Consider the following 13359-nt stretch of genomic DNA (forward strand, 5'->3'; position numbering starts at 1 on the left):
TCAAATAATATATTTGACATGATACTACGCAGGCGGCATCCTTCAGGCCACAAACACGGCAGGCCGTGGCATCGACCACGTCCGAGCCCGCCGCAAACTCCCCGGAGAGACCCCCACCATGGCATTCAACAAACGCTCGAAGCACATCACGCAAGGCGTGGCGCGCTCCCCCAATCGTTCGATGTACTACGCGCTCGGCTACCAGAAGGAAGACTTCGACAAGCCGATGGTGGGCATCGCCAATGGCCACTCGACCATCACCCCCTGCAACGCCGGCCTGCAGCGCCTGGCCGATGCGGCCGTGGACGCCATCAAGGCGTCCGACGCCAACCCGCAGATCTTCGGCACGCCGACCATCTCGGACGGCATGTCGATGGGCACCGAGGGCATGAAGTACTCGCTGATCTCGCGCGAAGTGATCGCTGACTGCATCGAGACCGCAGCCCAGGGCCAGTGGATGGACGGCGTGGTCGTGATCGGCGGTTGCGACAAGAACATGCCGGGCGGCATGATCGCGCTGGCGCGCACCAACGTGCCGGGCATCTACGTCTACGGTGGCACCATCAAGCCGGGCAACTGGAAGGGACGCGACCTGACCATCGTGTCGTCGTTCGAAGCCGTGGGCGAGTTCACCGCCGGCCGCATGAGCCAGGAAGACTTCGAGGGCGTGGAAAAGAACGCCTGCCCGTCCACCGGCTCCTGCGGCGGCATGTACACGGCCAACACCATGAGCTCGTCGTTCGAGGCGCTGGGCATGTCCCTGCTGTACTCGTCGACGATGGCCAACCCGGACCAGGAAAAGGTCGACAGCGCCGCGGAATCGGCGCGCGTGCTGGTCGAGGCGATCAAGAAGGACATCAAGCCGCGCGACATCATCACGCGCAAGTCGATCGAGAACGCCGTGACGCTGATCATGGCCACGGGCGGCTCGACCAACGCGGTGCTGCACTACCTGGCCATCGCGCACTCGGCCGAGGTGGAGTGGACCATCGACGACTTCGAGCGCATCCGCCGCCGCGTGCCGGTGATCTGCAACCTGAAGCCGTCGGGCCAGTACGTGGCCACCGACCTGCACCGCGCGGGCGGCATTCCGCAGGTGATGAAGCTGCTGCTGAACGCCGGCCTGCTGCATGGCGACTGCCTGACCATCACCGGCCGCACGCTGGCCGAGGAACTGGAAGGCGTGCCCGACCAGCCGCGCGCGGACCAGGACGTGATCCTGCCGCTCGACAAGGCGCTGTACGCGCAGGGCCACCTGGCCATCCTGAAGGGCAACCTGGCCGAAGAAGGCGCGGTCGCCAAGATCACCGGCCTGAAGAACCCGGTCATCACCGGCCCGGCGCGCGTGTTCGAGGACGAGCAAAGCGCGATGGACGCCATCCTGGCCGACAAGATCAACGCCGGCGACATCCTCGTGCTGCGCTATCTGGGCCCGAAGGGCGGCCCGGGCATGCCGGAAATGCTGGCGCCGACCTCGGCCATCATCGGCAAGGGGCTGGGCGAATCGGTGGGCTTCATCACCGACGGCCGGTTCTCGGGCGGTACCTGGGGCATGGTGGTCGGTCACGTGGCGCCCGAGGCGTTCGTGGGCGGCACCATCGCACTGGTGAAGGAAGGCGATTCAATCACGATCGACGCGCACCAGCTGAAGCTGGAGCTGAACGTATCCGATGAGGAACTGGCCAAGCGCCGCGCCACGTGGCAGCAGCCGGCGCCGCGCTACACGCGTGGCGTGCTGGCGAAGTTCTCGAAACTGGCCTCGACGGCCAGCAAGGGCGCCGTGACGGACTGACCCTGCCTGGGTCCCCGTCTCCCCTCTTCCGCCTGCGGGAGAGGGGAAAACTCTCTGCTTTCCCTGCTTTCTCTGCTACATCCCGCCCGGATCGCGCTCGATCTCCTCGAGCGTCGCATCCAGCCATTCCACCAGCCTCGCCTCCAACGCCTGCGTCAGCTCGCTGGCCAGTTGCGCGGTCAGCGGCGCCAGCCGCGATTGCAGCGTGGCTTCGGTATGGGCTTCCACCACCTGCGGCCACTCGGTGCGGAAACGCATCATCACGCGCGTCAGCAGTTCCGAGCGCACCGCGCGCAGGTCATCCTCACCCGGCAGAAAGGGCACCGGGTCGATCATCGGCGCTTCCGGATCGTCCTCCACCCCACCCTCGGTATCGCCGACTGACGACACCAGCCCTGACTCAGGCATGTTTGCCGTGTCGATGACCGTGCTGGCGGGCGTGTTGATCGACATGGAGGCATGCCCCGGCGGCGGCGCGAAGGCGGTCTCCGGCAGGTCGGGCAGGTCCACGACCTCGGTCAGCAACGGCACGCTGTCGTTCGGGCCCAGCCGCGGAATCACCCGCGAGGTGGTACGTTCACTCATGCGGATTCTCCCTTGGCGGACTGGCCAATGTCGTGGTGCGTGAGCGGATAGCCGCGCTCACGATAGAAGCGGTAACGGTCGCGCCCGGCGGCACGTTCGGCCTCGCCGGCCCCCACGACCTCGATCAGCCGCTCGAAGCTGGCGAACTGCGCCGGCGCCTCGGGCGACAGGTTGACGAGGATCTGGTGGTGCGGCACGCCCTCGAGCGTGGCGGCCAGGATGATCGGCGTCACCGCCGCGTTGGGGCTGTCCAGCCCGCAATGCGGCAGGAAGTCGAGCGGCGAGAAGGTCCACAGCCGCGCATCGAGCTGCGTCAGCTGCTGTGCCGTGCCGTATACCACCACCTTCTGGCCCGCGCCGTACGCCTTGCGAACCAGGCGGCAGACGTAGGCCAGCGTGTCCGGCACGTTGCTGTGGAAGTCGATGCGCGTCATCCCGGCTACCTTTCCGTCGATTTACGACGCGCGATCCATCAGGAACTGCGTCAGCAGCGGTACCGGACGACCGGTGGCGCCCTTGGCCGCCCCGCTCTTCCAGGCCGTGCCGGCGATGTCCAGGTGGGCCCAGTCGTACTTTTCCGTGTAGCGCGCCAGGAAACAGGCCGCCGTGACGCTGCCCGCCGGGCGGCCGCCGATATTGGCCATGTCGGCGAAGTTCGACTTGAGCTGGTCCTGGTAGTCATCGTCCAGCGGCATGCGCCAGGCGGTGTCCATGGCCTTGCGGCCGGCGTCCAGCAGCTGGTCGGCCAGCAGGTCGTTGCGCGCGAAGAGGCCGCTGTTCACGTGGCCGAGCGCGATGATGCAGGCGCCGGTCAGCGTGGCCACGTCCACCACGGCGGCGGGCTTGAAGCGTTCCACATAGGTCAGCGCATCGCACAGGATCAGGCGGCCTTCGGCGTCCGTATTCAGGATCTCGATGGTCTGGCCGGACATGCTCGTCACCACGTCGCCCGGCTTGGTGGCGATGCCGCTGGGCATGTTCTCGCAGGTCGGGACCACGGCCACGACGTTGATTTTCAGGCCCATTTCGGCCACGGCCTGGATCGTGCCGAGCACCGAGGCGGCGCCGCACATGTCGTACTTCATCTCATCCATGCCTTCGCCCGGCTTCAGCGAGATGCCGCCGGTGTCGAAGGTGATGCCCTTGCCCACCAGCACCACCGGGGCCTGCTTGGCGGCGGCGCCGTCGTAGCGCAGCACGATGAACTGCGGCGGCTCGACGCTGCCCTTGGTCACGGCCAGGAAGGCGCCCATGTTCAGGGCCTCGATCTGCTTGCGGCCCAGGATCTCGGCCTTGAGCTTGTGGCGCTTGGCCATGGCCCGGGCGGTATTGGCCAGGTAGGTCGGGGTGCAGATGTTGGACGGCAGGTTGCCGAGGTCTCGGGTCAGCTCCATGCCGTTGGCGATGGCGGTACCGCGCACCACGGCCTGGGTGGCCTGCTTGGCGTCGGCGGCATCCACGGCCAGCACGATCTTGCGCAGCGACGACTTGTCCGTGCCCACGCCCTTGGGCGGGCGCTTGAGTTCCGGATGGCGCTCCAGCAGGCGGTAGCCGGCGTCACGCACCAGGGTGATGGTGGTGATCACGGCCCAGGCCACGTCGCGCTGGGCCGGCGGCTGCTGGGCCAGGCACCAGAGGGCGGATGCGGCCCGCGTGCCGGACAGCGCACGCACGGCGGTGCGCACGGCCTCCACGAAAGCCTTGTCCGAGAACTCGGCTTCCTTGCCCAGGCCCACCAGCAGTACGCGGGCGGCGCCAATCCCGGCCACTTCGTGCAGCATCAGCTGGGTGCCGCGCTTGCCCTCGAAGTCGCCCTGCTTCACCAGACGCGCCACCAGCCCCTTGGTGGCGACATCCAGTGCCTTGGCCACACCAGCCAGGCTCTGGCCCTCGAACAGGCCAACCACCAGGCAGTCGGTCTTCGTGGCCAGGAAACCATTTTGGCCGGCTTTGCTCCAATCCAGGGCTTTTGTGCTAAATTCCATCGCGCTTCCTTCAGGGGCTCGTCGAAAAGAAAGGCCCCATTATCCGCGATTTTCATCCGCGATCTGCCGCCGCCGATCCGCCACGCTGACAGCCCGCGGTCCTGCCAGTCCCTCGGCCCCCGGTACATCGCCCGCTCCGGCCGGCAGCCGGAAGCGATTCCGCATGATCTTTCAACAAGCCCTGCGACGCGAGCTCGCCTACACCGCCGGCGCGGTGTTCCTGGTGATGCTGACTTTCATGCTCACGTCGCTCGTGATCCGCATCCTGGGGATGGCCGCCAATGGCAAGGCCAGCCCCAACGACGTGCTGATGCTGATCGGCCTGGCCACCATCGGCTATTTGTCGATCCTGCTGTCGGCCACGCTGTTCATCTCCACGCTGATCGTCCTGACCCGCTGGTACAAGGACTCCGAGATGGTGGTGTGGTTCTCGGCCGGCATCTCCCTGCGCGACCTGATCAAGCCGGTGCTCCAGTTCGCCGCGCCGTTCTTCGTCATGGCGTTGCTGCTGGGCATGTTCGCGTGGCCGTGGGCTAACCAGCAGAGCAGCCTGTTCCGCGACCGCTTCCAGCAGCGCGGCGTGCTGTCGATGATCGCCTCGGGCCGCTTCATCGAGCCGGCCAACGGCAATTACGTGCTGTTCATCGAGGGCATCGACGCGGACATGAAGTACGCGCGCAACGTCTTCGTGGCCAATGCCGAGGCGGGCAAGATCGGCGTGGCGTTGTCCCACCAGGGCCAGTTCCAGACCATGCCGAACGGCGACCGCCTGGTGGTGATGGAACACGGCCGGCGCTACGCCGGCACGCCGGGCCAGCTCGACTACCGCATCCTGGAATTCGACCGCTATGCCGTCAAGGTGGACAACAAGCCACCCGAGAGCGAGAGCGACATCCCGCCCAAGTCCCGCGACACGATCGACCTGATCCGCAATCCCACCCGTGAGAACCTGGGCGAACTGCTCTGGCGTGTCTCGCTGCCGATCCTCGCCTTCAATTTCGTGATGATCGCCATTCCGCTCGCGTACGTGAACCCGCGCCTGGGCCGCTATACGCCGCTCGTCTTCGCCGTGCTGATCTACCTGACCTACAGCAACATGATCAACCTGGCGCAGGCCTGGGTGCGCTCCGGGACGCTTTCCTTCTGGATGGCGCTCTGGCCGATCCACGTGCTGGCCTTCCTGGGCGCCGTGGGCATGTTCCGATACCGGCAGAACCGCAGCCTGGGCGGCTGGCGCGCCGTGTTCGGCATGCGCCGCAAGGCGCCCAAGGGGAGCCAGGCATGAGGATCCTCCAGGTCTACGAGCGGTATTTCGGCCGCCTGATCTATGGCGTGTTCGCGTTCATCCTGTTCGCGGTGCTGTCGCTGTTCGTCTTCTTCGACTTGCTCAATGAGCTGGAGAGCGTGCAAGGCGGCTACACCTCGCTGGTGGCGTTCTTCCACGTCATGCTGGAAGCGCCCACCCGGGTGTACGAGGTGCTGCCGATCGCGGTGCTGATCAGCGCGATCTACGTCTTCTCGCAACTGGCCAGCCAGTCGGAATACACGATCTTCCGCGTGGCCGGCCTGAACACGCGGCAGGCGTTGTTCTCGCTGTTCAAGCTGGCCGTGCCGCTGGCCGTCGTCACCTTCATCTTCGGCGAATTCATCGGCCCCGCGGCTGAGCAATACGCCCAGAAGGTGAAACTGGAGGCGATTGGCGCCACGGTGTCGGCGGGCTTCCGCTCCGGGGTCTGGGTCAAGGATCGCGACAAGGACACCACGCCCGAGGGCGCCGGCGGCGAGGTCACCCGCTTCGTCAATGTGCAGGGGCTGAAGCCGGACCAGACCATCAACGGCATCACCATCTACGAATTCGACCAGCAATACCGCCTGCGCGTGATCCGCGTGGCCAAGGAAGGCCGCTACCAGGGCGGTCAGGCGTGGCAGCTCAATGACGTCAACGAAACCCGTTTCATCGAGCTGCCCCACCCCGACGGCGCCAAGGGCGACGCCCTGGCGCCGGACTTCCGCGCCGAGCAGGCCAAGTTCCCGAACATGGTGATGCACTCGGAGCTGACGCCGCAGATCCTGTCGGTGCTGCTGGTCACCCCGGAGCGGATGTCCACGCTCGACCTGTTCCGCTACATCCGCCACCTGCGCGACAACAAGCAGGACACGCAGCGCTATGAAATCGCCTTCTGGAAGAAGGTGGTCTATCCGCTGACGCTGTTCGTGATGGTGGCTCTGGCGCTGCCGTTCGCGTACCTGCACGCGCGCGCCGGCGCGGTGGGCGTGAAGGTGTTCGGCGGCATCATGCTGGGGCTGTCGTTCCACTTGTCGAACACACTGTTCTCGCACGTCGGCCTGCTGCACACCTGGCCGCCGATCGTCTCGGCGCTCGTCCCCGGCACGCTCTACCTGGCCCTGGCGCTGAGCGCCCTGCGCTGGGTGGACCGGCATTGACGGCCGTGGCCACCACCGGCCTGGTCCTCTTCGCCCACGGCGCGCGCGACGCGCGCTGGCGCGAGCCCTTCGACCGGCTGCAGGCCAAGCTGTCTGCCCTGCTGCCGGACACCGCCGTGCGGCTGGCCTTCCTCGAACTGATGGAACCGTCGCTGCCCGTGGCGCTGGCCGAACTGGCCGGCGTTGGCGTGGCGGAAGTCACTGTCGTACCGGTGTTCTTCGGCCAGGGCGGCCACATCCGCCGCGACCTGCCGGCGCTGATCGACCAATGCCGGGCGCAATTTCCGGCGATGCGGATTGGCTGCGCCACGGCGGTGGGCGAGGCCGAAAGCGTGCTGGACGCGATTGCGGCGTACTGCGTGGGGGCGGTGGCAACAACACCATCGCGGCAATCGCCGATAGGGGAATGATCTGAAGACACGTCCATCAGCCATCACCGATGGACGTGCCAATTGCCTGCAATCTATCGGCTGCTGCCAACAGGCACCGACTGCATCGGCATCATGTTCAGGTTGGCGTTGTGCATGACCCACAACGACCCCGATACGACAATGGCGATCAGGAACACGGTACACGCAAAGATGGCCGTGTTGCCCCGCTGGCCCTTGCGCGGGCCCAGGTGCAGGAAGAACACCAGCTGCACCAGCAACTGGACGATACACAGCGTCACGATCATCAGCAGCCCCGCGCGCGGCGGCAACAGCTCGCCCATCACCGCACCGAACGAGATGAACGTCAGCACCAGCGAGAGCACGTAGCCGGTCAGGTGGCTGCGCAGGCTGCCATGGTCATCCTCATGCGCATGTCGTTGGTTGGCCATCACAGGAACTCCCGCAAGTAGACGATGGTGAAAACGCCGATCCAGACCAGGTCCAGGAAGTGCCAGAACAGGCTCAGGCAGGCCAGGCGACGACGCACGATGTCATCGAGACCGAACACCTGCACCTGGTTGACCATCACGATGATCCAGAGCAGCCCGGCGCTGACGTGCAGGCCGTGCGTACCCACGAGCATGAAGAACGCCGACAGATAGGCGCTGCGGTTCGGGCCTGCGCCCTCGTGCAGCAGTTCGTGAAACTCGAAGATCTCCATGCAGACGAAGGCGGCACCGAGCGCGAACGTCAGCACCATCCAGCGGATGACTTCGTTGGGGTTGCCCTTGCCGTTCCGTACCTTCTGCATCGCCACGCCGAAGGTGAGGCTGCTGGTCAGCAGCAGCACCGTTTCGCCGAGCACGAAGCGCAGATCGAACAGTTCGCGTCCGGTCGGGCCGCCGGCCGTGCCGTTGACGAGCACGCCAAATGTCGCGAACAGCGAGGCGAAGATCAGGCAGTCGCTCATCAGGTACAGCCAGAAGCCAAGCGTTAGGCTGCCTTGCGCCTGTTCGGCGTGATGCGCGTGATCGTCATCGTGCGCATGCGCGGCGTGGGTCTCGTGGTGCGGTGCCTGCGCGGCGTCTGCGCGCAGTTTCAAGGTCGTCGTCATGATCAGTTGGCCCCCTTCAGTTGCGCAAAGCGGGCGCGCTCGATGCGCTCCACTTCGGCGGCCGGGACGTAGTAGTCCACATCGCGGTCATAGGCGCGGGCGATGAACGTGCAGATCATCGCGGCCAGGCCAAAGCCCGCCATCCACCAGATGTGCCAGACCAGGCCAAAGCAGAGCACCAGCCCGAACACCGAGACGATGAAGCCCGCTGACGTGTTGCGCGGCATGTGGATGTCTTCGTACGCGGCAGGCGCCACGTAGGCGCGGCCCGCTTCCTTGTCATCCCAATGCTGTTCCAGCGACGTGATGTGCGGGACGTGCGCGAAGTTGTAGAACGGCGCTGGCGAGGCAGTAGCCCACTCCAGGCTCCGGCCGTCCCATGGATCGCCGGACAGGTCGCGGTTCTTGTTCCGGTCGCGCACGCTGACGAACAGCTGCCACAGGATCGCCAGGATGCCGCAGCCGATGACCACCGCCCCCACCAGGGCAACGATCAGGTAGGGCTGCCAATCGGGATTCTCATAGTGGTTCATGCGGCGCGTCATGCCTTGCAGGCCGAGCGCGTACAGCGGCATGAACGCCAGGTAGAAGCCAATCAGCCAGCACCAGAACGCGACCTTGCCCCAGAACTCGTTCAGCGTGAAGCCGAACACTTTCGGGAACCAGAACGTCATGGCCGCCAGGCAGCCAAACACCACGCCGCCGATGATCACGTTGTGGAAGTGGGCAATCAGGAACAGGCTGTTGTGCAGCACGAAGTCCGCGCCCGGCACGGCCAGCAGCACGCCGGTCATGCCGCCCACGGCAAACGTCACCATGAAGCCAATCGTCCATAGCGTCGACGAATGGAAGCGGATGCGTCCGCGGTACATCGTGAACAGCCAGTTGAACAGCTTCACGCCGGTCGGAATCGAGATGATCGACGTCATGATGCCGAAGAAGGCATTGACGCTGGCGCCCGAGCCCATGGTGAAGAAGTGGTGCAGCCAGACGAAGAACGACAGGACACCGATGGACGATGTGGCGTACACCATCGACGTGTAGCCGAACAGCGGCTTGCGCGAGAACGTGGCGATGATCTCCGAGAACGCGCCAAAGCACGGCAGGATCAGCACGTAGACCTCGGGGTGGCCCCAGATCCAGATCAGGTTCACGTACATCATCGCGTTGCCGCCAAGCTCGCTGGTAAAGAAGTGCATGTCCAGGTAGCGGTCGGCGGCCAGCAGCGCCAGCGTGGCGGTCAGCACCGGGAAGATGGCGACAATCAGGATGTTGGTGATCAGCGCGGTCCACGTGAACACCGGCATCTTCATCAGGTTCAGGCCCGGTGCGCGCATGCGCAGGATCGTGACGATGAAGTTGATGCCGGTCAGCGTGGTGCCCAGCCCCGATATCTGCAGTGACCAGATGTAGTAGTCGACGCCTACCGTGGGGCTGTAGCCGAGCCCGCTCAAGGGCGGATAAGCGACCCACCCGGTGGCCGCGAAATCGCCGACGAACATCGACATCATGACCAGCACCGCGCCCATCGCCGACATCCAGAAACTCAGCGAGTTGACGAACGGGAACGCCACGTCGCGCGCGCCGAGTTGCAGCGGCACGATCACGTTCATCAAGCCGAGGATGAACGGCGTCGCCACGAAGAAGATCATGATCACGCCATGCGCGGTAAAGATCTGGTCGTAGTGATGCGGAGGCAGGTAGCCGGTTGCCTCGCCCACGGCGATGGCCTGCTGGGTGCGCATCATGATGGCATCCGCAAAGCCGCGCAGCAGCATGACCAGCGCCAGGATGATGTACATCACGCCGATGCGCTTGTGGTCGACGGAGCAGATCCACTCTTTCCAGAGGTAGGACCATTTGTTGTAGTACGTGATGGCGCCCAACAGCGCGGCGCCGCCCAGCAGCACCATCACCAGCGTGCCCATGATGATGGGCTCGTGCAGGGGGATGGCGTCGAGAGAGAGTTTTCCAAGCATGATGATTAGCGCTCCAGGGTCTGCTGCTGCGCCGGGAGCGGCGGCATGTTGGCGCCGGCAATGGCGCTGATGGTCACCGGGCTGTCAGCGCGGCAGATGTCGCCATTGCTGGCCATGTACTGGTCCACCACGCCCTGGAACAGGCGCGGATCGACCTTGGCGTAGAGCGTGACGGGGTCCTTGCTGCTGGGTTGCTCCAGTTTGCGGTAGGTCTGTTCGTCAAGCATGTGGCCCGATGCCCGGGCGCGCTCGATCCACGCATCAAACTCGGCGCGCGACGTGGCGACGGTGCGGAAATGCATGTCCGAGAAACCGGCGCCGCTATACGCCGCGGACCGGCCATCGAACACGCCAGGCTTGTCGGCAATCAGATGCAGCTTCGTCTGCATGCCGGCCATGGCGTAGACCATGCTGCCCAGGCGCGGGATGAACAGCGCGTTCATGGTCGATTCGGCCGTGATGCGGAAGTTGATCGGCGTCCCCACTGGCACGGGTAGCTCGTTCAGCGACGCCACGCCGTATTGCGGATAGATGAACAGCCACTTCCAGTCGAGCGCCACCACGTCCACTTCCAGCGGCGCCACCTTCGATTCGATCGGGCGGAACGGGTCGAGCTTGTGCGTGGTGTCCCAGATGATGATGCCGAGCAGCGCCACGATCACGCACGGAATCCCCCACACCACCACTTCAATGCGGGTCGAATGCGACCAGCGCGGCGCGTACTCGGCCTTGGTATTGCCTTCGCGGTACCGCCACGCAAACACCAGCGTAAGGATGATCACGGGGATCACCACCATCAGCATCAACGCCGTGGCCAGCACGATCAGGTCCCGCGTTTGCACGCCGATGGACCCGCTGGGGTCAAGCAGATCCCACGAACAACCGGCCAGGCTTAGCGGTAGCGCGGCGAGGGTCAGCCAACGCCAGAGAACAGGAGAAAGGAAACGGGGAGACTTTCGCCGACGGACGCCCCGCGTATCGGCCACACGCACATGCATAACAACCACCTTCGCAAGAAAAACGGGTTATCCGGTTTTGTATGGATTTACCCGAACCGCGAGGCATGCTAATGTAAGACAACGCCCATACAAGAGATCTCGATGCCGAATCAACACTCGAACGAGGCACCCGCCCGGCCCGACTGGGCCCGGCCACTTCGAGAAGGAAGCGGATCGCGATACCTTCAGATCGCCGACCTGATCGAGACGGCGATGCAAGGCGGGAGTCTTACCCCGGGCGACCGCCTGCCCTCGCAGCGACAGCTCGCGTCCCTGTTCGGCGTCGACCTGACGACCGTGACCCGTGGCCTGAACGAGGCGGCCCGACGCGGTCTTACCGTCGCCCGTGGCTCTCAAGGGACGTTCATTGCGCTACCGGCTTACGAGTTGTCCCAGGCCGTGGATCTCAGCATGAACGTGCCACCTCCGGCGCCCGGCATCGATGTCGGCGAGATGCTGCGACGGGGAATTGGGCAACTCACCCTGCGCGCGGATCCGGCACTGTTGATGACCTACCACCTGGGTGGCGGCACGACAACCGACCGGTCTGCCGGCGCGCGTTGGCTAGCGCCGATGCTGGGCTCGGTCGCCGAGGACGACGTCGTGGCATGCCCCGGTGCGCAGACGGCGTTGGCAGCCCTGATCATGGCTGGCACGGAACAAGGCGGCGCGATTGCCGCCGAGCCCTTGATTTATCCCGGGGTCCGGGCCGCCGCATCGCAACTCGGCAGGCGCATCGTCACGATTGCGGTCGATGGCGACGGCATGCGCCCAGACAGCCTGGAAGCGGCATGTCAGACGGAAGGGGTCCGGCTGGTCTACCTCAATCCAACGCTACAGAACCCGACGACGCATACGATGCCCGAGGCACGACGCCGAGACATCGCCCGTGTCGCGGAGCGGCAGGGCATCCTGATTATCGAAGACGACCCCTACTGGCTGCTCACACCTGATGCGCCCCCACCTATCGCTACCCTGGCGCCGCAGCAGACCGCCTATGTCTCGACGCTCTCGAAGTGTCTGAGCCCGGGGCTGCGGACCGCGTATGTGGTCGTGAAGGATCCGACCGTTCAGAACGCGATGCTGACTGCGCTCCGGGCCATCACGCTGATGGCGTCGCCGCTGGCGACGGCGCTCGCCACGCAGTGGATCCTCGATGGTGCCGCGAAGACGCTCCTTGACGGCATTCGGACGGAGGCTGACGCGCGGCAGCAAATCGCCAGACAATGGCTGGCGGGCTTCGATGCCAACCCTGCCTTGGGCATTCATATCTGGCATCCACTGCCGAGCTATTGGACATCGGCAGACTTCACCCGGACCGCGCGTTCCGAAGATCTTCGCGTGACCGGCGCCGACGCTTTTGCGGACGGCACGTCCGTTGCAGGTGCCATCCGGATTTCACTCGGTGGGGTCGCCGAACGCGGGCAGTTGTCGCTTGCGCTCAAGAAGCTGTCAGGGCTTCTCGCGCGAAGGCCGGTGCGCGACACGTTTCAGGTCATTTGAGACGTCGGCTCAGTCCGCTCAAACCGTTCCAGCCTCCGATCGTGAGTCCGCCTGGCTCAGCGCCTGACGGACAAACCAGTTCGATGGCTGAGCCTACCGCAATCCATACAACTACATAGTTTGTATGCATTCAAGCCAATGATAATCCGTATATTCTGCGTCGATGTACGGATTTGCAAACCGGATTCGTGATCGGCGATGAACCAAAAAAAGCCATAGCATTGAACTGACCCCCAGAAGTTGGACACCAACTTTTGGGGTGTTTTCATGTATCGGTACTCGGAGCAGTTCAGGCTGACAGTTATCCAGAGCTACCTGGACGGTCAGGCAGGCTATGGTGAGATCGCCAAACGCCATGAAAGAGACAGCGGAACAGTACGGCGCTGGGTGGCGGGATACCGCCTGCATGGCGCGGCGAGCATCAAACGGAAGTACACGCACTACAGCGCCGAGTTCAAGCTTGCCGTGCTGAAGCGGATGCGAAGCCAGCGGTTGTCGCATCGCGAAGTCGCAGCATGGTTCGATATTCGCAACTTCGGTGCGATTGGCATTTGGGAACGCCAGTATGATGCAGGGGGTATAGAGGC

13 protein-coding genes are annotated in these 13359 nt (G+C 64.7%); 6 read left to right on the forward strand and 7 right to left on the reverse strand.

Annotated elements, in window-relative coordinates; genetic code table 11:
- Window positions 1-118 precede the first annotated feature (118 nt).
- The gene (gene ilvD / locus BM115_RS03970; RefSeq protein WP_092290765.1) at window positions 119-1792 is read left to right on the forward strand and encodes a dihydroxy-acid dehydratase; all 1674 of its coding nucleotides are present in this window, start codon (window positions 119-121) and stop codon (window positions 1790-1792) included.
- Window positions 1793-1867: 75 nt separating this feature from the next.
- Here ilvD and BM115_RS03975 read toward each other — a convergent pair whose 3' ends face one another.
- Genes BM115_RS03975 through BM115_RS03985 form a run of 3 tightly spaced genes read right to left on the reverse strand, consistent with a single transcriptional unit; the run spans window position 1868 to window position 4362 of the window.
- Window positions 1868-2377 (reverse strand): hypothetical protein, encoded by a 510-nt coding sequence (locus BM115_RS03975; RefSeq protein WP_092290767.1) that lies wholly within the window; start codon window positions 2375-2377, stop codon window positions 1868-1870.
- Window positions 2374-2811 carry a DNA polymerase III subunit chi gene (locus tag BM115_RS03980; protein WP_092290769.1) on the reverse strand — a complete coding sequence of 146 codons (438 nt, stop codon included), beginning with the start codon at window positions 2809-2811 and terminating at the stop codon, window positions 2374-2376. The genes BM115_RS03975 and BM115_RS03980 overlap by 4 nt, the downstream gene beginning before the upstream one ends.
- 21 nt (window positions 2812-2832) lie before the next feature.
- On the reverse strand, window positions 2833-4362 hold the full coding sequence (locus BM115_RS03985) for a leucyl aminopeptidase (RefSeq protein WP_092290771.1): 1530 nt from the start codon (window positions 4360-4362) through the stop codon (window positions 2833-2835).
- A 163-nt stretch (window positions 4363-4525) separates the two neighbouring features.
- Between BM115_RS03985 and lptF the strand changes: the two genes are divergently transcribed.
- The 3 genes from lptF to BM115_RS04000 are packed head-to-tail and all read left to right on the forward strand — an operon-like array spanning window position 4526 to window position 7217.
- A complete protein-coding gene (gene lptF, locus BM115_RS03990) occupies window positions 4526-5647 on the forward strand; it encodes an LPS export ABC transporter permease LptF (RefSeq protein WP_092290773.1) in 1122 nt (373 codons plus the stop codon).
- A complete protein-coding gene (lptG, locus tag BM115_RS03995; RefSeq protein ID WP_092290775.1) occupies window positions 5644-6807 on the forward strand; it encodes an LPS export ABC transporter permease LptG in 1164 nt (387 codons plus the stop codon). Before lptF ends, lptG begins: the two co-directional genes overlap by 4 nt.
- Window positions 6808-6812: 5 nt before the next feature.
- Entirely contained in the window at window positions 6813-7217 is a 405-nt protein-coding gene (locus BM115_RS04000; RefSeq protein WP_369825672.1) for a sirohydrochlorin chelatase, read from the forward strand.
- A 53-nt stretch (window positions 7218-7270) separates the two neighbouring features.
- Here the strand turns inward: BM115_RS04000 and cyoD are convergent, their stop codons facing one another.
- Genes cyoD through cyoA form a run of 4 tightly spaced genes read right to left on the reverse strand, consistent with a single transcriptional unit; the run spans window position 7271 to window position 11269 of the window.
- Entirely contained in the window at window positions 7271-7627 is a 357-nt protein-coding gene (gene cyoD / locus BM115_RS04005) for a cytochrome o ubiquinol oxidase subunit IV (RefSeq protein ID WP_092290779.1), read from the reverse strand.
- Window positions 7627-8292, reverse strand: a complete 666-nt coding sequence (gene cyoC, locus BM115_RS04010; protein WP_092290781.1) for a cytochrome o ubiquinol oxidase subunit III — start codon at window positions 8290-8292, stop codon at window positions 7627-7629. Before cyoC ends, cyoD begins: the two co-directional genes overlap by 1 nt.
- Window positions 8293-8294: 2 nt before the next feature.
- The gene (gene cyoB / locus BM115_RS04015; protein ID WP_092290783.1) at window positions 8295-10271 is read right to left on the reverse strand and encodes a cytochrome o ubiquinol oxidase subunit I; all 1977 of its coding nucleotides are present in this window, start codon (window positions 10269-10271) and stop codon (window positions 8295-8297) included.
- A gap of 5 nt (window positions 10272-10276) precedes the next feature.
- Window positions 10277-11269, reverse strand: a complete 993-nt coding sequence (gene cyoA / locus BM115_RS04020) for a ubiquinol oxidase subunit II (RefSeq protein WP_092290785.1) — start codon at window positions 11267-11269, stop codon at window positions 10277-10279.
- A 102-nt stretch (window positions 11270-11371) separates the two neighbouring features.
- On the opposite strand from cyoA, the gene BM115_RS04025 reads away from it, so the two are divergent.
- Complete coding sequence (locus BM115_RS04025; protein ID WP_092290787.1) at window positions 11372-12772, forward strand: aminotransferase-like domain-containing protein; 1401 nt, start codon at window positions 11372-11374, stop codon at window positions 12770-12772.
- Window positions 12773-13039: 267 nt separating this feature from the next.
- Window positions 13040-13359, forward strand: a 320-nt coding sequence (locus tag BM115_RS04030; protein ID WP_143093848.1) for a helix-turn-helix domain-containing protein, incomplete at its 3' end; no start/stop codon positions are given.

The organism is Cupriavidus sp. OV096 (genome assembly GCF_900115455.1).
Classification (GTDB): Bacteria; Pseudomonadota; Gammaproteobacteria; order Burkholderiales; family Burkholderiaceae; genus Cupriavidus.

Coding starts and splice junctions, on each gene's coding strand:
- lptF (WP_092290773.1), top strand. CDS start 4,526: ATGATCTTTCAACAAGCCCTGCGACGCGAGCTCGCCTACACCGCCGGC.
- BM115_RS04025 (WP_092290787.1), top strand. CDS start 11,372: ATGCCGAATCAACACTCGAACGAGGCACCCGCCCGGCCCGACTGGGCC.
- cyoB (WP_092290783.1), bottom strand. CDS start 10,271: ATGCTTGGAAAACTCTCTCTCGACGCCATCCCCCTGCACGAGCCCATC.
- cyoD (WP_092290779.1), bottom strand. CDS start 7,627: ATGGCCAACCAACGACATGCGCATGAGGATGACCATGGCAGCCTGCGC.
- BM115_RS03975 (WP_092290767.1), bottom strand. CDS start 2,377: ATGAGTGAACGTACCACCTCGCGGGTGATTCCGCGGCTGGGCCCGAAC.
- ilvD (WP_092290765.1), top strand. CDS start 119: ATGGCATTCAACAAACGCTCGAAGCACATCACGCAAGGCGTGGCGCGC.
- cyoC (WP_092290781.1), bottom strand. CDS start 8,292: ATGACGACGACCTTGAAACTGCGCGCAGACGCCGCGCAGGCACCGCAC.
- cyoA (WP_092290785.1), bottom strand. CDS start 11,269: ATGCATGTGCGTGTGGCCGATACGCGGGGCGTCCGTCGGCGAAAGTCT.
- BM115_RS03980 (WP_092290769.1), bottom strand. CDS start 2,811: ATGACGCGCATCGACTTCCACAGCAACGTGCCGGACACGCTGGCCTAC.
- BM115_RS03985 (WP_092290771.1), bottom strand. CDS start 4,362: ATGGAATTTAGCACAAAAGCCCTGGATTGGAGCAAAGCCGGCCAAAAT.
- lptG (WP_092290775.1), top strand. CDS start 5,644: ATGAGGATCCTCCAGGTCTACGAGCGGTATTTCGGCCGCCTGATCTAT.